The organism is Rhodoligotrophos appendicifer, from assembly GCF_007474605.1.
GTDB classification, from domain to species: Bacteria; Pseudomonadota; Alphaproteobacteria; order Rhizobiales; family Im1; genus Rhodoligotrophos; species Rhodoligotrophos appendicifer.
In genome coordinates, this window is record NZ_VHKL01000005.1 from 41,084 (window position 1) to 56,302 (window position 15,219).

Consider the following 15,219-nt stretch of genomic DNA (forward strand, 5'->3'; position numbering starts at 1 on the left):
AATGAAGCAAGCACCATGGACGGTATTGAGAGATCCGGCCAGACGGCGCTTCTTGACAGCCTTGGCTTCGCATGATTGCTGGCGCGCCAATCGTCACGATTGCGGATCATCATGTCCATAGCGCTCACCTTTCCAGGTCAAGGCAGCCAGCAAGTCGGCATGGGCCGTCTCCTGGCCGAAAACTTTCCCGCCAGCAGGGCTGTCTTCGCAGAGATCGACGAAGCGTTGGGGTCCCCGCTTTCGACCCTCATTTGGGAAGGTCCCGAGGACCAGCTGACATTGACCGAGAATGCCCAACCCGCACTTATGGCGGTCTCCATGGCAGCTCTTCGCGCGATGGAGACCGAGGCGGGCTTCGAAATTGGCACTGAGGTTGCGTTCGTCGCGGGCCATTCCCTCGGAGAGTACTCCGCGTTGACGGCCGCGGGAAGCTTCACCCTGGCCGATGCCGCCCGATTGTTGCGCCTGCGTGGGCAAGCCATGCAACGTGCCGTTCCGGTGGGCGTCGGAGCCATGGCGGCTCTCTTGGGTCTCGACATCGGCGCGGTGAAAGATGTGGTGGCCGCTGTCGGCGGTACCGACGTGCAGATCGCGAATGACAATGGATCGGGTCAGGTGGTGGTCAGCGGCACCCGGGCCGCCGTTGAGGCGGCCGTCGAGACTGCCAAGGCGAAGGGCGCCAAGCGGGCGATCCTTTTGCCGGTAAGTGCGCCATTCCATTGTCGGTTGATGCAGCCTGCTGCCGACGAGATGCGGAGTGCGCTTGAGCAGGTGTCGATCGCCGACCCGGTGGTACCGCTCATTGCTAACGTCACGGCATCGCCCCTGCGGTCGGCTCAGGATATTCGTCAACGGCTGGCTGAGCAGGTGACGGGCACGGTGCGATGGCGGGAATCGGTGGCCTACATGGCTGCAGAGGGCGTGGATGCCTTCTATGAAATTGGTGCCGGCAAGGTATTGACCGGCCTGTCCAAGCGTCTCGTACCTGAGGCGGTGACCCAGACCATGAGCACGCCTGAGGAAATTCGGACATTCGCCGCCGCAAGGCGCTGACGGGATCGGTGAGAGGACGACATCATGTTTGATTTGAGCGGCAAAACCGCGCTGGTCACAGGAGCAACGGGTGGCATCGGCGCCGCCATCGCCAGGGTTCTCCACAATCAAGGCGCAGTCGTGGTTCTCTCCGGAACGCGTCAGGACCGATTGGACGCCCTGCAGGCCGAGCTTGGAGAACGCAGCTTCACGGTCGCCTGCGATCTTGGAGATTCCGCGGCCGTTGAGGCGCTGGTGCCGCGGGCCGAGGAGCAGGCGAAGCAGGTCGACATTCTCGTGAACAATGCCGGCCTCACCCGCGATGGTCTCGCGATTCGGATGAAGGATGATGACTGGTCGCGGGTCATTGAGGTGAACCTCACCGCAGCCTTTCGCCTGTCGCGGGCGGCCTTGAAGGGCATGATGAAGCGTCGCACGGGCCGAATCATATCCGTTACTTCGGTGGTCGGAACCACGGGAAATCCGGGGCAGGCCAACTATGCGGCTTCGAAAGCCGGCCTGGTCGGCATGACAAAAGCTCTGGCACAGGAGGTGGCCAGTCGGGGAATTACCGTCAACTGTGTTGCGCCCGGCTTCATCGAGACGCCCATGACCGCTGCTTTGAACGAGAAGCAGCGAGAGGCCATTCTCGGGAATATTCCTACAGGTAGAATGGGTTCCGCCGAGGAGATTGCAGCTGCGATCCTTTACCTCGCGAGTCCCGAAGCAGCCTACGTGACGGGGCAGACTTTGCACGTCAATGGCGGGATGGCGATGATCTGAAGCCTGGCTGTCTCGGCGGGGCGAATGCGGCGCAGGATTGTGCTTCAGCAGCGTCCGTCTTGGCTCTTGGTGAAGCGCTGAACTATGTGTTAGGAAACCGACGGCCCATGCGCGGGCTACGGTGGTCACATAATCCCATACTGAGACTTGGCCTTCCGGTCGGCTCGAGGTTGGGTTCCTTCTACCGATCGCCGCATCGGGGTGACCGATAGAGGATTTTGCGGGTGCCAACGACACCACCCGAGAAACTAAGGAAACTGAAATATGAGTGATGTCGCTGAACGGGTTAAGAAGATCGTCGTGGAGCACCTGGGCGTGGAAGCGGACAAAGTGACGGAGGAGGCCAGCTTTATCGACGACCTCGGCGCCGACAGCCTTGATACCGTTGAACTGGTCATGGCCTTTGAAGAAGAGTTCGGCATCGAAATCCCCGATGACGCGGCCGAAACGATTCAGACGGTAGGTGATGCCGTCAGCTTCATCAAGAAGAGCGCGGCCTAGAGCCGTCTTTCTCGCGCTCGGCGGGTTGGCTATGCTCACCCGCCCGCGCAGTGGCTGCCACGATCTTGGGTACCCTGAGGTCGAGGGACGGGTCGGGTTTCGATCCTCACTGGGGTGGCAGTTGACCAAAGGGCGATCAAGGAAAGCATGCGCAGAGTCGTCGTTACTGGAATCGGAATGGTCACGCCGCTGGCGTCGGGCGCGGAGCCATCCTGGGCACGCTTGATTGCCGGTGAATCGGGTGCGGGGCCGATTACGAAATTTGATGCAAGCGACATGTCCTGTCGCATTGCCTGCCAGGTTCCGACCGGCGACGGGCAGAATCACACATTCAATGCCGATGTCTGGATGGAGCCGAAGGACCAGCGCAGATATGACGAGTTCATCATCTTCGCTGTAGCGGCTGCAAAGCAGGCTGTTGAAGATTCTGGCTGGAAGCCGACCGACTACGAAGATCAGATTGTGACCGGCGTTCTCATCGGATCGGGGATCGGCGGACTGCCGGGTATCGAGGAAACGTCTTTGTTGCTGGCCGAGAAGGGCCCGCGGCGGGTCAGCCCGTTCTTTATTCCTGGACGACTGATCAACCTCGCCTCTGGTGTGGTCTCCATCGAATACGGCTTCCGCGGTCCGAATCATTCCGTTGTGACGGCGTGTTCGACCGGCGCTCATGCCATTGGCGATGCCTCTCGCTTGATCGCATTGGGCGATGCCGATGTGATGGTGGCCGGCGGCACTGAGGCGGCCATTTCGCGCCTCGGGATAGCGGGATTTGTCGCCTGCAAGGCCTTGTCGTCTCATTTCAATGATACGCCCGAGCGGGCCTCGAGGCCTTATGATAAGGACCGCGATGGTTTTGTGATGGGCGAGGGCGCAGGTGTGGTGGTTCTCGAGGAATTGGAGCACGCAAAGGCGCGCGGCGCCAAGATCTACGCCGAGGTGATCGGCTACGGCATGTCGGGCGACGCTTACCATATCACCGCGCCAGCTATGGACGGAGACGGCGCCTTCCGCTCCATGCGGGCCGCGGTGAAGCGTGCGGGTCTGCAACCCTCCGACATCGATTACGTCAATGCCCACGGAACTTCGACGCCCCTGGGCGATGAGATCGAACTGAAAGCGGTTGAACGGTTGTTCGGCGATGCGGCGGAGGGACTGACCATGTCGTCCACCAAATCGTCGATTGGTCATTTGCTGGGCGCCGCCGGTGCTGTAGAATCCATTTTCTCGATCCTGGCCATGCGGGATGGAGTGGCGCCGCCGACTATTAATCTCGACTCGCCGTCGGTGGACACAAAGATCGATCTCGTGGCCAATAAAGCCAAGGAAATGAAGATCGACACCGTATTGTCTAATTCCTTTGGTTTTGGTGGTACCAACGCATCGTTGATTTTCAGGCGTTACGTCGACTAGCCTGCTTGCGTCGCCGACATCATTCGAGATGCCCATCAGGGGCCAGACGAGGTGGCTGTGTCCAAACGCGACAATGCCGCGCTGAAATCCGTGAAGCCAATGCGGCTGCGCCGGCAGCGCTCTGTTTTGAGCAGCGTCCTGCTGAGCATGGCGTCCTTTGTTTTCTTTGCCGCGATTGTTGCAGGCGGACTGCTCCTTTACGGCAAATATCGGTTCGAGGCGCCTGGCCCCTTGGAGCGTGCCAAGCTCGTCGAGGTCGAACGCGGCATGGGCACCCGGGCCATCGCCGATGCCCTTCAGGAGCGGGGGGTCATCGACGACGCGCGCATCTTCTTGGCGGCCATTCTGGCGACCCGCAACATGGGCAAGTTGAAGGCCGGCGACTACCGGTTCCAGGCTGCCGCCAGCATGCGCGAGGTTCTGGACGACCTGGTGACCGGCAAGGCGCTCGTCTACAAATTGACGATTCCCGAGGGCCTGACGTCGACGCAGATCGTCGAGCGGGTGAGGGCCAACGACTCCCTGGTCGGCGACATCGAGACAATACCGGCGGAAGGATCGCTTCTGCCGGAGACCTATATCTTCGAGCGGGGCCGCACCCGTCAGGCGATCATCGAGGAGATGGCCCAGGCGCAACGCAAGGTCATGGCGGAGCTTTGGGCCTCCAAGGCCGACACTATACCGGTAAAGACGCCCGAGGAGGCGATCATCCTGGCGTCCATCGTCGAGAAGGAGACCGGCGTTGCCAGTGAAAGGCCGCAGGTCGCCGCCGTCTTCGCCAATCGCCTGGAGAAGGGGATGCGGCTGCAATCCGATCCCACCATCATCTATGGGATCGTCGGCGGTGCCGGCAGTCTCGGGCGGCCGTTGACGCGCAAGGATATCTCCGAGAAGACGCCGTATAATACCTATACCATCAACGGTTTGCCGCCGACCCCCATCGCCAATCCCGGCAAGGCGGCGATTGCCGCGGTGCTGAATCCGGCCACATCCACCGACCTGTATTTCGTCGCCGACGGCACCGGCGGTCATGTCTTCGCGCCCACGCTGCAGCAGCACCAGGCCAATGTCCGCAAATGGCGCGCCATCGAGCGTGAGCGTCGCGTGGCGGCCGGCACGCCGGCTCAGGATCCCGCAGACGAAGGGATGGACGATCTCGGTGACGCCCTCGATGATCCCGCCGATCCCGCCGATCCCGCGGCAGCAGCCACCGATGCTGCACCCGCACCGGGCGCGGCCCCGGCCGCCCAGACCGCGACGGGTGGAGCTTCGCAAGTGGCATCGGAGGGCGTCCCGCCGTCTGCCGTCGGAACACCCGCGAAAGCCCCCGCCGCTGCGAGAGGTCCGGTTCCCACGCCCGTGCCCAAGCCGCCGGTCCCGAAAAGCTGATCCTGTTCGCATCTGCGTAAAGCGCCTGCAAAAAGCTTGTATTGCGCCCGGCCTCTTGCTCTAACGTCGCCGGATAGGGGGCGAGTCCCGCAGATGCGGGGGAGGGGCGGGAGAAGATGGCGCTGACCAGCATGACCGGTTTCGGCCGCGCCGACGGCACTGAGGGGGATCTGGCCTGGGCCTGGGAGATCCGTTCGGTGAACGGCAAGGGCCTCGACATCCGCAGCCGTCTGCCGGCGGGTTTCGAGGCGCTGGAGGCGATCGTGCGCGAACAGTCCAGCGCCAGGCTGCGCCGTGGCAATTGTCAGGTGAGCCTCGCCGTCGAACGATCGGGGAGCGCCGCCGAGATCCGCATCAATGAACAGGCTCTGGACGGCATCCTGGCCGCCATCGCGCGACTGAATGGCCGCGTCAGCCCGGAGCCGCCGCGCATCGAAGCCCTTCTCGGACTGCGCGGCATCCTCGAACTGGTCGAACCCACCGCCGACAGCGATTTCGTCGAACGTCGCCTGGCCCTGCTGACCCGCAGCTTCGCTGAGGCCCTCGACCGCTTGGTAGCGGCCCGCCGGGCGGAAGGCGCCAAGCTCGGCGCCGTGCTGAGCGCCCAGGTCGACCGCATTCAGGCCTTGGCGGAGCAGGCCCGCGACTGCCCGGCCCGCGAGCCCCAGGCGATCCGGGAGCGCTTGAAGGAGCAGATCGACCGCCTCTTCGAGCTGGGCAATTTCGATGAACAGCGGCTGCACCAGGAGGCCATGCTGATCGCAGCCCGGGCCGACATTCGCGAGGAGCTCGACCGGCTGTTCGCGCATGTGGACAGCGCCCGCAGTCTTTTGGCCGAGGGCGATGCCGTGGGCCGCAGGCTCGACTTCCTGGCCCAGGAGTTCAACCGCGAGGCCAACACCATCTGCTCGAAATCCAACGACCGGGCCTTGACGGCCATCGGCCTGGAGCTCAAGGCGGTGATCGACCAGCTGCGCGAGCAGGTGCAGAACATTGAGTGAGTCCGAGTCCATGACCGCCGGACAGCCCGCCGAACCGCCTCCGGCCAGGCGCGGGCTGATGCTGGTCCTGTCGTCGCCGTCGGGCGCCGGAAAATCGACCTTGACCCGCCGCCTCAACGAGGAGGAACAGAGCCTCGGCCGGGCCTTCCATCTCTCGGTCTCGGTGACCACCCGCGCCCGGAGGCCCAGCGAGATCGACCATCGCGACTATCACTTCATCACCCGCCCGCGCTTCGAATCCATGCGCGAGCGTGGTGAGTTGCTGGAATGGGCCGAGGTCCACGGCAATTTCTACGGCACCCCGCGCGAGCCGGTGGAGCAGGCGCTCGCCCGCGGCCAGGACGTGCTCTTCGACATCGACTGGCAGGGCACGCTGCAGCTGTATGAGTCCATGCGCGCCGACGTGGTCTCGGTCTTCGTCCTCCCGCCCTCCATCGCCGAACTAAAGGCGAGGCTGGAGCGCCGCGCCGAGGACGCCCCCGACATCATCGCCCGAAGGCTCGCCAATTCCGCCGTCGAGCTCAGGCACTGGGCGGAATATGACTACGTCATCATCAATCGCGACGTGGCGGACGCCTTCGACAGCCTGAAGGCGATCCTGAATGCCGAGCGCGTCCGGCGCCAGCGCCAACCCGGCCTCGAGGCCTTCGTTGCGGGGTTGCTTGCAGAGCTGGGGGCCGAGCGGCAAACCTAGCGTCCCAGCCGCGCCCGTGTCTCGGCCGTGATCGGGCAGAGGGAGGGCTCGCCGACGCAGTGTCGCTCCTGGCGGCACGGGGCGTGGCGGCAGCGGTGGGCCTGGGCGCTCGCATTGGCGTAGCGGAGACCCTCGCACATCTTCTCGAATCGATCGACCGCGCTGTGCCACTCGGCCTCCTCCGCGGGTGACGGGGGCGGCAGAGCCGGGCGCAGCGAGCTGTATAGCGGCCGGTCGAGCCCCAGCCGTTGGATCTCCATGTCGGCCAGGATCTCCGTGCCCAGCAGGCGGTCGCGACAGATCTCGTTGTCTCTGCAGCCGGCTTCGTCTCCGGCCGGCAGCCCTCGATAGAAGGCGTGCATCTCGTCGAGCTTGGCGAGCCAGCGATGGCTCTTGGGGGGTGTGCGGCGGCGGTCGGTCATGGGGGACTCCGGAAGGGGCCAGGGGCGGCGACAAACTCGTGCAGACCCCGCCCGGGTTGTCGGGAGAAGGTGAGGGCCGTGAAGCGCCGAGAGGACGCTGGATGAGTGAGAGGTGCGGCCTCTCGGCGCTTCACGCGGCGATTTTGGGCGGACCCTGCGGCGATCGTGCCTGCCCGGGCCGGGCACCTGCCGAGCGCTGGCGCGGCATATGGGCCGGATGGAGCAGCAGCCCGGCCCTGTGGGGGCTGGACCGGTGCCATGGAATAGCCCACGGCACATCACGGGCGTCGCGGATCGCCTCTCACCGGAGCCGTCCGTTACCCGGGCCCCGGCAAGCGCCGCATCTCCACACTGAGCCGGCCGGTCCGGAACCGTCCCTCACATGGCGAAGACAGGGCGAGTATGGCACGGGTGGCAGGGGGTGGGGATAAGTTGGGGGGGATGTAGCAGTTTCGGGAGGGTAGGGTGGAGGCGGATCGTGGGAGAGCCCTTTGAGCAGGCACCGATCTTTCTTGTTCCGTCATGCTCGGGCTCGACCCGAGCATCCAGGGGCAGCGGATGACCGGCTTGTCCCGAGGATCCAGGGGCCTAGGGGTATGCGCTTTCCCCTGCCGTCCTGGATCCTCGGGTCAAGCCCGAGGATGACAGGTGGGAGGGGCCGAGCGCGAGGATGACGAGTGGGGGGCCGCGCGCTCTGGGCGACCGAGGACGACGGAAACGGGTGGGCCTTACAGGTTCAGCTGTTCGTAGAGATCCAGCCACTGCGGATTGTCTCGCTCGATCAAGGCGATCTTCCAGGAGCGCAGCCGGTGTTTCAGGGTCTTCTCCCGCTGGATGGCCTCGCGGATATCCTCGTATCGCTCATAATGGACGAGCCGCGCGACCCCATGTCGAGACGTGAAGCCGGGTGTGAGCCTCTCGCGGTGCTGATGGACCCGCGCCGCGAGATCGGCGGTGACGCCCACATACAAAGTCCCATTGCGACCGCTCGCGAGAATGTAGACGAAGCCCCCCAGCATGAAGGGACGATGGCGCGAGCGCGGCGCAAGTCAAGGGGCACTGCCGTTGCGAGCGGGATCGATCGTGCCCCTAAGCCGTCATGCTCGGGCTTGACCCGAGCATCCAGGGGCCAAGGGGGTACACGCTTTCCCCTGCCATCCTGGATCCTCGGGTCAAGCCCGAGGATGACGGTGGGGAGGGGCCGAGCGCGCGAGGATGACGAGTGGAGGGGCCGCACCTCTCTTGCGCTGAAGCCCTCATGCGGCTCTAAGCCCCCAAGAGTTCCCGCATCGTCTTGCCCAGGCTCCGCTCGATCGTCGTTGCCGTATCGAACACTTCGCGGAACTCGACCACCTTTCCGTCCTTGAAGCGGATGAAATCGGCGAGGTCGACCTTGATGATTTGCTGGGTCGCCCGGTCCTTGAGTTCGGTATCGATCCAGGCGACCACCCAGTCGCCTTCGGCGACCATGACTTCCGGTGTGTAGGTGAGGGTGTCGAACTGGTCCTGGATCATTTTCATGGCCTCCGTCATCGCCGCCTTGCCGATGAAGGTGCCGCAATAGGGAAACAGGTCGGGACCCTGCAGCAGCAGGGTGGCATCCTCCGCCACATGGGCGAAGAAGGTGGGGCGGTCTTCGCGGATGCGGGCGTCATAGAGGATGCGGGCGATGGTCTTGTTGGCTTCTGTAGCGGACATGGTCTGCCCTTCCTGTATTGCGCCAGCCGGGGCTGGGGGACGGTCCTCAGCCGGTGCCGGTGATCCTGGACGCAAGCACCGGCGAGGCTCCCATCAGGCTGGCGATCTTGAGGCCTGAGGCTTGCTCGATGATGCCGGCGCTGTCGAAGACCTCCCTGGCCTCGACGATGAGGTCGCCGTCGAAGCGGAGGAAGTCGATGAGGTCGACGGAGACGTCGGCCCCGCTGCGCCGGTCGGTGAACTGGGCGTTCACCCACACCGCGGCCCAGTCGCCATCGGCGAGGATCAGCTCCGGCGTATAGCGTTTGGCAGCGAAGGTCGCGTTGATCAGCGCCAAGGCCGAGAGGATGGCCTTGCGGCCCAAATGCTTGCCGGAAAAGGGAAAGATTTCGTCCGGACCCTGAATGGTGAAACAGGCGTCAGGGGCGATAAGGGCAAGAAGAGGTGCGGGATTTCCCTGGCCATAGGCTGAATAGGCCTCGGTGACGAGCGCCTTTTTGCTTGGTTGCACGGACATGATGCTTGATCCCCGTCCTGCCTATACGGGGAGGAGGGTGCGCCTGGGCGGGCGCGGCGTCAAGGGTGACGTTGCGGAACGCGATGAAACCGACGGATCCTTCGAGACGGACCTGCGGGCCTCCTCAGGATGAGGGTTTCCCTTGGGCTCGGGGAGCCCTGGCCCAGGGGCGCGATGCGGCAGGGGCGCGGCACGCCGCAGAGCGGGGTGTCGTCAGCGGGGACAAAGTCTACCGCTTCGGCCCGCGCTTGGTGTGGGTGCCGGGGCGGCCACCGGTGGAGCGGCCGCTCGCGCGGCGGCCACCGGGGCGGGTGACGGCGGTGGAGGAATCCGGCTTTTCCGGCGCGCTCCAATGCTCGGCGCGCGGCGTCGCCCGGTCGGAGCCGAGACCGATCTCGTCCAGATTGGGCAGCACCTTGCCCGAGGGAAGAACCGGCCGGCCCTTGCCGTCGCGCGGCAGCGACGCGGCCTCGTCGCCATATTCGCGGACCTGTTTGTAGGGCAGAGCCGACCGCCCGGGGGAGGGGGCCTGGCCACGCTTGCCGCGGGCCGAACCGAGTTTTTCCGGCGCATGGCGTCCGGCCTCGGCCTCGACCGTGGATTGCCGCACCGTGGGATCGTCGAGGACCGCGAGTTCGGTGGCGCGCAGCCGCTTGACCTCGTCTCGCAGCCGGGCGGCCTCCTCGAATTCGAGATTGGCGGCAGCCTCCCGCATGCGCTTTTCCATGTCCGCCAGCACGGTTTCGAGATTGTGGCCGTAGGTGGCGGCGGTCTCGGCGAAGCCTGAGCCGACGGTGACGTGATCCTGCTCATAGACCGAGGACAGGATGTCGGAGATCCTGGAGCGGATCGAGGCCGGCGTGATACCGTTGGCTTCGTTATAGGCGAGCTGCTTCTCGCGGCGTCGGTTGGTTTCCGCGAGCGCCCGCTCCATGGAGCCGGTGACGTGATCGGCATAGAGGATGACGCGGCCGTCGATATTGCGGGCGGCGCGGCCGATGGTCTGCACCAGCGAGGTCTCCGAGCGCAGGAAGCCTTCCTTGTCGGCATCCAATATGGCGACGAGGGCGCATTCCGGGATGTCGAGGCCTTCGCGCAGCAGATTGATGCCGATGAGGGCGTCGAAGGCGCCCAGGCGCAGGTCGCGGATGATCTCGATGCGCTCCAGCGTGTCGATGTCCGAATGCATGTAGCGGACGCGGATCCCCTGTTCATGCATGTATTCGGTGAGGTCCTCGGCCATGCGCTTGGTGAGCACGGTGACCAGCGAGCGGTAGCCGGCCTGGGCGACCTCGCGCACTTCGGCGATGAGATCGTCGACCTGGGTCGCCACCGGGCGGATCTCGACCGGCGGGTCGATGAGGCCGGTGGGACGGATCACCTGCTCGACGAAGACGCCGCCGGTGCGGTTCATCTCCCACTGGCCGGGCGTCGCCGAGACGTTCACCGTCTGCGGCCGCATGGCGTCCCATTCTTCGAAGCGCAGGGGTCGGTTGTCGATGGCCGAGGGCAGCCGGAAGCCGAATTCGGCCAAGGTCGCCTTGCGGTTGAAGTCGCCGCGGAACATGCCGCCGATCTGCGGGATGGTGACATGGCTTTCATCCACGAAGACCAGCGCGTTGTCGGGCAGATATTCGAACAGGGTCGGGGGCGGCTCGCCGGGCTTGCGGCCGGTGAGATAGCGCGAATAATTCTCGATGCCGGCGCAGGAGCCGGTCGCCTGCATCATCTCGATGTCGAACAAGGTGCGCTGCTCGAGCCGCTGCGATTCGAGGATGCGGCCGGCCGCATCGAACTCGGCCAGCCGCTGGCGCAGCTCCTCTTTGATCTTCTTCGTGGCCTGGTCGAGCGTCGGCTTCGGCGTCACATAGTGGGAATTCGCATAGACCTTGACCTGGTCGAGTTCGCCGGTCTTCTGCCCGGTGAGCGGGTCGAATTCGGTGATGGTCTCGATCTCGTCGCCGAACAGGGTGATGCGCCAGGCGCGGTCTTCGTAGTGGGCGGGGAAGAGCTCGATCGTATCGCCGCGGACGCGGAAGGTGCCGCGCTGGAAGCCGGCGTCGTTGCGCTTGTATTGTAGCGCCACGAGGTCGGCCAGCAGGCGCCGCTGGTCGATGCGCTCGCCCTTGGAGATGGCGAAGGTCATGGCCGAATAGGTCTCGACCGAACCGATGCCGTAGATGCAGGAGACCGAGGCGACGATGATCACGTCGTCGCGCTCGAGCAGCGCCCGGGTGGCGGCATGCCGCATCCGGTCGATCTGCTCGTTGATGGAGGATTCCTTCTCGATATAGGTGTCCGTGCGCGGAACATAGGCTTCCGGCATGTAGTAGTCGTAATAGGACACGAAATATTCGACGGCATTGTCCGGGAAGAAGCTCTTGAACTCCCCGTAGAGCTGCGCGGCGAGTGTCTTGTTGGGGGCGAGCACCAGCGCCGGGCGCTGGGTGGCCTCGATGATCTTGGCCATGGTGAAGGTTTTGCCCGATCCAGTGACCCCGAGCAGCACCTGGTCGCGTTCGCGCGCGTTGACGCCCTTGACCAGCTCGGCGATGGCGGTGGGTTGGTCCCCCGCCGGCTGGTAGTCCGAGGCCAGCGTGAAGCGGATGCCGCCTTCGGATTTCTCCGGCCGCTCCGGCCGATGCGGCATGAACATGGCGAGATGCGGCGGCATCTCCGGACGCATGGCCGACAATGTATCGGCGACGGAGCCGACGATCGGTTTGGAATGGGCTTCGGAGAATCCGCGAGGTCTTGCCATGGGGGCAATATAGGTCGCTGGCGGAGCCGCGGAAAGGGGTCTGCATGCGTCACTCAACAGCGACACTTCTCGCAAAAGTTGCAGAGACGTCCATCGCTCTCTGGCCTTGTCCCGCCTCTGCCGCGCATAGTCAGGACTCACCGGGAATCAGAGCATCTATGCCATGTCCGAAGATCTGACCGAGCACAACAGGGGCGGCAAAGAGATGGACGATCGAAAGAAAGCGGAGAAGGATCTTGCCTATGAGCGCAAGAAGAGCTTCCAGGAAAGTCTCAAATACGAGGAGGACTGGTATCGCCGCCAGGGCCGCAAATATTCGCGGCGCTGGGCCTTGCTGACCCTCTCGATCCTCATCCTCACCACGGCGACGTCGGTGCTCGCGGCCCTTGATCTCAACCAGTTCGGCATCTGGGAGCGTGTGGTGCTCTCGGTGCTGCCGGCGATGGCCGGGCTGTTCACGGCGATCCTGAGTTCGTTCCAGATCGCCGGCTATTGGGAGCTGCGGGAGAAGGGGCGCATCGACATCATCGAGCTGCGCGACCGGGTCCGGCTGTTGACGGCTGCCAATGATGAAGAGATGCGCCGCAAGCTGGCCCCGTTTCGCCAGGAATTGCTGGAGATCACCCGTGAGCAGGCCACCGGCTTCTTCTCGGCTCTGTCGCGGCGCGATCTTCTGGCCGAGAGAGGCGAGGCCGCCCTCAGCAGTGGCCAAGGGAATGGCAACGGCAAGCCAGCGCGCATTCAGAGGGAGAGCGCGGACCGATCGGCGCGTGATGCCGCCTGAGCGTCGAGGCCGAAGCCGGGATCTCAGTCGTCGGCTCCGCCCGGGTCACCGCGCATCGCCTTCACGACACCGCGCCGCGACTTGGCGGTGAGTCGACGCGTTTTCGACGCCAGTGTCGGTCGCGTCGCCCGGCGGATGACGGGGCGGATGGAGGCCTCCTGCAGCAGCGCCACGAGGCGGGCGAGAGCGTCGGCCCGATTCTGCTCCTGGGTCCGGAAGCGGGCGGCCGTGATGACGATGACCCCTTCTTTGGTGAGCCGCCGCCCGGCGAGTTTGGCGGCGCGGTCCCGCAGGTCCTCCGGCAGCGAAGGCGATCCCAAGAGGTCGAAGCGCAGCTGCACGGCCGAGGAGACCTTGTTGACATTCTGGCCACCCGGTCCCGAGGCGCGGATGAAGCTCTCCTCGATCTCCCGCTCGTCGATGCTGATATGAGGCGTGATGGGGATCATGACTGGCCCGTCTGCGAACACATCCCGCATCCCTAGGCCCGGTGGAGGCTCCCAGCAAGACTTTAGCCGGATCACTTCGACAGGCATTCCTCCGGCGGCTCACCGGTCATCCCCAAGTCGCAGGCGATGTTGAACCACGAGGGCTGTTGGTCCCAGAGCTCCTGGGGCAGATTAGGATGTTTCGTCAGTAGCGACGACGCAGATACGCAACAGACTCCTGGAGGCCCCCCGGCAAACCGATCCAGGATGCTTGTCACGGCGCTTCTCGCTTGGCAATGGGACTTGCAAACCTGTTCGACTGAGGTTCATGAAGTCCAGGGGCGATCCTACGGTCGTCCCGAGGGTGCTCTCTCAGACTGATCAGCATACGGGTGCTTGGTGGATTCTTTTCGGGTCCCGGCATTCCGCAGATTGACTTGAGAAACTGCTAGCTCCGACAGATGGGATCCGAGCCGATGTGGCTTCTCGATAAATTCCTGCGCCGCCTCGTGCAGACCGGGCCCCTCGTCATCATCGAGGCGAAGGGGACCCGCCACGAATATGGTGTGCCCGATCCCAAGCGGCGGCCGGTGGTGGTGCGGTTTCTCGATGCGTCTGCTCCCAATGCCATCGCCCGCAACCCGCGTCTGGGACTGGGCGAGGCCTATATGGAAGGGCGCTTCGTCATCGAAGAGGGAGATATCAGGGCATTGCTCGATCTGGCGCGTGCCAACCGCCCTTGGGAGCGCGGCGGCGGCACCCGCGCCAAGGGATTGGTCCGGCGCGGAGCCGCTCAGCTGGTCGGCGGGCTCGACCGGTTGAATTGGCAACGGCGTTCACGTCGCAACGTCGCCCATCACTATGACCTGTCGGACCGGCTCTACGATCTCTTCCTGGACTCGGACCGGCAATATAGCTGCGCCTATTTCAATGATCCGGCCAACGGTCTGGAACAGGCCCAGGCCGACAAGAAGGCCCATATTGCCGCGAAGCTTTATCTGAGCCCTGGGCAGCGTGTGCTCGACATCGGCTGTGGTTGGGGCGGCACGGCGCTCTATCTCAACCGCGTCGCCGATGTCGACGTGCTCGGCATCACCTTGAGCGAGGAGCAGCTGAAAGTCGCGCGGACGCGGGCGGCCGAGGCCGGCGTGGCGGAGCGGGTGAAGTTCGAGCTGATCGATTATCGCCAGGTCGAGGGCCGCTTCGACCGGATCGTCTCGATCGGCATGTTCGAGCATGTGGGCCCGCGTCATTACCGGACCTTCTTCCGCAAATGCCGGTCGCTGCTCACTCCTGAAGGCGTCATGCTGCTGCACACGATCGGTCGCCTGGGCAAGCCGGGCGTGACCGATCCGTGGACGGCGAAATACATTTTTCCCGGCGGCTACAATCCGGCTCTTTCGGAAATCGTCGAGGCCAGTCAATCGGTGAAGCTGATTGCCGCCGATGTCGAGACCCTGCGGTTACATTACGCTCATACTCTGGATCTCTGGTACGACCGTGCGGTCGCTGCACGAACCGAGATCGAGACGCTGTATGACGCCCGCTTCTATCGGATGTGGCTGTTCTATCTTGCCGGTGCCAGCAGCGCGTTCCGCTATGGCGGCCTGTGCAACTACCAGATCCAGTATATCCGCGACCGCAGCGTGCTGCCCATCACCCGCGATTATCTTCAGAGCGAGGAGGCAAGGCTGCGATCTCTGTCCGCCCCGTGACGCCGGTGCCCTCCAGAGGATCCCTGGATCTTCTTGCGGCGGCCGCCTTGCGTCCATACATGCCCACGACAGTCCCAAGGC

The 15,219-nt window shown here is 64.4% G+C and carries 16 protein-coding genes; 10 read left to right on the forward strand and 6 right to left on the reverse strand.

Features of this window, described 5'->3' with window-relative positions; genetic code table 11:
- The first annotated feature begins 111 nt into the window (after positions 1-111).
- The 7 genes from fabD to gmk all read left to right on the forward strand — a co-directional run bounded on the left by fabD (position 112) and on the right by gmk (position 6,813).
- Positions 112-1,053: an ACP S-malonyltransferase gene (gene fabD / locus FKM97_RS12000; protein WP_144292661.1), complete on the forward strand. Its 942-nt coding sequence runs from the start codon at positions 112-114 to the stop codon at positions 1,051-1,053.
- Between the two features lie 24 nt (positions 1,054-1,077).
- Positions 1,078-1,815 (forward strand): 3-oxoacyl-[acyl-carrier-protein] reductase, encoded by a 738-nt coding sequence (gene fabG / locus FKM97_RS12005; protein ID WP_144292662.1) that lies wholly within the window; start codon positions 1,078-1,080, stop codon positions 1,813-1,815.
- Positions 1,816-2,079: 264 nt separating this feature from the next.
- Positions 2,080-2,316 (forward strand): acyl carrier protein, encoded by a 237-nt coding sequence (locus FKM97_RS12010; protein WP_144292663.1) that lies wholly within the window; start codon positions 2,080-2,082, stop codon positions 2,314-2,316.
- 147 nt (positions 2,317-2,463) lie between these two features.
- Positions 2,464-3,729, forward strand: coding sequence for a beta-ketoacyl-ACP synthase II (fabF, locus tag FKM97_RS12015; RefSeq protein WP_144292664.1), 1,266 nt, complete (start codon positions 2,464-2,466; stop codon positions 3,727-3,729).
- A gap of 51 nt (positions 3,730-3,780) precedes the next feature.
- Complete coding sequence (gene mltG / locus FKM97_RS12020) at positions 3,781-5,118, forward strand: endolytic transglycosylase MltG (RefSeq protein WP_205014943.1); 1,338 nt, start codon at positions 3,781-3,783, stop codon at positions 5,116-5,118.
- Positions 5,119-5,234: 116 nt separating this feature from the next.
- Positions 5,235-6,119 (forward strand): YicC/YloC family endoribonuclease, encoded by an 885-nt coding sequence (locus FKM97_RS12025; RefSeq protein WP_144292666.1) that lies wholly within the window; start codon positions 5,235-5,237, stop codon positions 6,117-6,119.
- Between the two features lie 10 nt (positions 6,120-6,129).
- Positions 6,130-6,813 carry a guanylate kinase gene (gene gmk / locus FKM97_RS12030; protein WP_144293033.1) on the forward strand — a complete coding sequence of 228 codons (684 nt, stop codon included), beginning with the start codon at positions 6,130-6,132 and terminating at the stop codon, positions 6,811-6,813.
- On the opposite strand, the gene FKM97_RS12035 is transcribed toward gmk, so the two are convergent.
- The 4 genes from FKM97_RS12035 to FKM97_RS12050 all read right to left on the reverse strand — a co-directional run bounded on the left by FKM97_RS12035 (position 6,810) and on the right by FKM97_RS12050 (position 9,450).
- Complete coding sequence (locus FKM97_RS12035; RefSeq protein ID WP_144292667.1) at positions 6,810-7,235, reverse strand: hypothetical protein; 426 nt, start codon at positions 7,233-7,235, stop codon at positions 6,810-6,812. The two genes, gmk and FKM97_RS12035, sit on opposite strands and share 4 nt — an antisense overlap.
- 728 nt (positions 7,236-7,963) lie before the next feature.
- Positions 7,964-8,254, reverse strand: coding sequence for a GIY-YIG nuclease family protein (locus tag FKM97_RS12040; RefSeq protein WP_144292668.1), 291 nt, complete (start codon positions 8,252-8,254; stop codon positions 7,964-7,966).
- Between the two features lie 247 nt (positions 8,255-8,501).
- Entirely contained in the window at positions 8,502-8,933 is a 432-nt protein-coding gene (locus tag FKM97_RS12045) for a nuclear transport factor 2 family protein (protein ID WP_144292669.1), read from the reverse strand.
- A gap of 46 nt (positions 8,934-8,979) precedes the next feature.
- Positions 8,980-9,450: a nuclear transport factor 2 family protein gene (locus tag FKM97_RS12050; RefSeq protein ID WP_144292670.1), complete on the reverse strand. Its 471-nt coding sequence runs from the start codon at positions 9,448-9,450 to the stop codon at positions 8,980-8,982.
- On the opposite strand from FKM97_RS12050, the gene FKM97_RS26925 reads away from it, so the two are divergent.
- Positions 9,449-9,583, forward strand: a complete 135-nt coding sequence (locus FKM97_RS26925; protein ID WP_281290096.1) for a hypothetical protein — start codon at positions 9,449-9,451, stop codon at positions 9,581-9,583. The genes FKM97_RS12050 and FKM97_RS26925 overlap by 2 nt on opposite strands.
- 96 nt (positions 9,584-9,679) lie before the next feature.
- Here the strand turns inward: FKM97_RS26925 and uvrB are convergent, their stop codons facing one another.
- On the reverse strand, positions 9,680-12,211 hold the full coding sequence (gene uvrB / locus FKM97_RS12055) for an excinuclease ABC subunit UvrB (RefSeq protein WP_144292671.1): 2,532 nt from the start codon (positions 12,209-12,211) through the stop codon (positions 9,680-9,682).
- Positions 12,212-12,374: 163 nt separating this feature from the next.
- Between uvrB and FKM97_RS12060 the strand changes: the two genes are divergently transcribed.
- Entirely contained in the window at positions 12,375-12,995 is a 621-nt protein-coding gene (locus FKM97_RS12060; RefSeq protein ID WP_144292672.1) for an SLATT domain-containing protein, read from the forward strand.
- A gap of 23 nt (positions 12,996-13,018) precedes the next feature.
- Here the strand turns inward: FKM97_RS12060 and arfB are convergent, their stop codons facing one another.
- On the reverse strand, positions 13,019-13,444 hold the full coding sequence (gene arfB, locus FKM97_RS12065; protein WP_144292673.1) for an alternative ribosome rescue aminoacyl-tRNA hydrolase ArfB: 426 nt from the start codon (positions 13,442-13,444) through the stop codon (positions 13,019-13,021).
- A 455-nt stretch (positions 13,445-13,899) separates the two neighbouring features.
- Here arfB and FKM97_RS12070 point away from each other — a divergent pair, with 455 nt between their 5' ends.
- Entirely contained in the window at positions 13,900-15,138 is a 1,239-nt protein-coding gene (locus FKM97_RS12070; protein ID WP_144292674.1) for an SAM-dependent methyltransferase, read from the forward strand.
- Positions 15,139-15,219 lie beyond the last annotated feature (81 nt).

Coding starts and splice junctions, on each gene's coding strand:
- fabD (WP_144292661.1), top strand. CDS start 112: ATGTCCATAGCGCTCACCTTTCCAGGTCAAGGCAGCCAGCAAGTCGGC.
- fabG (WP_144292662.1), top strand. CDS start 1,078: ATGTTTGATTTGAGCGGCAAAACCGCGCTGGTCACAGGAGCAACGGGT.
- FKM97_RS12010 (WP_144292663.1), top strand. CDS start 2,080: ATGAGTGATGTCGCTGAACGGGTTAAGAAGATCGTCGTGGAGCACCTG.
- fabF (WP_144292664.1), top strand. CDS start 2,464: ATGCGCAGAGTCGTCGTTACTGGAATCGGAATGGTCACGCCGCTGGCG.
- FKM97_RS12025 (WP_144292666.1), top strand. CDS start 5,235: ATGGCGCTGACCAGCATGACCGGTTTCGGCCGCGCCGACGGCACTGAG.
- gmk (WP_144293033.1), top strand. CDS start 6,130: ATGACCGCCGGACAGCCCGCCGAACCGCCTCCGGCCAGGCGCGGGCTG.
- FKM97_RS12035 (WP_144292667.1), bottom strand. CDS start 7,235: ATGACCGACCGCCGCCGCACACCCCCCAAGAGCCATCGCTGGCTCGCC.
- FKM97_RS12040 (WP_144292668.1), bottom strand. CDS start 8,254: ATGCTGGGGGGCTTCGTCTACATTCTCGCGAGCGGTCGCAATGGGACT.
- FKM97_RS12045 (WP_144292669.1), bottom strand. CDS start 8,933: ATGTCCGCTACAGAAGCCAACAAGACCATCGCCCGCATCCTCTATGAC.
- FKM97_RS26925 (WP_281290096.1), top strand. CDS start 9,449: ATGATGCTTGATCCCCGTCCTGCCTATACGGGGAGGAGGGTGCGCCTG.
- FKM97_RS12050 (WP_144292670.1), bottom strand. CDS start 9,450: ATGTCCGTGCAACCAAGCAAAAAGGCGCTCGTCACCGAGGCCTATTCA.
- uvrB (WP_144292671.1), bottom strand. CDS start 12,211: ATGGCAAGACCTCGCGGATTCTCCGAAGCCCATTCCAAACCGATCGTC.
- FKM97_RS12060 (WP_144292672.1), top strand. CDS start 12,375: ATGTCCGAAGATCTGACCGAGCACAACAGGGGCGGCAAAGAGATGGAC.
- arfB (WP_144292673.1), bottom strand. CDS start 13,444: ATGATCCCCATCACGCCTCATATCAGCATCGACGAGCGGGAGATCGAG.
- FKM97_RS12070 (WP_144292674.1), top strand. CDS start 13,900: ATGTGGCTTCTCGATAAATTCCTGCGCCGCCTCGTGCAGACCGGGCCC.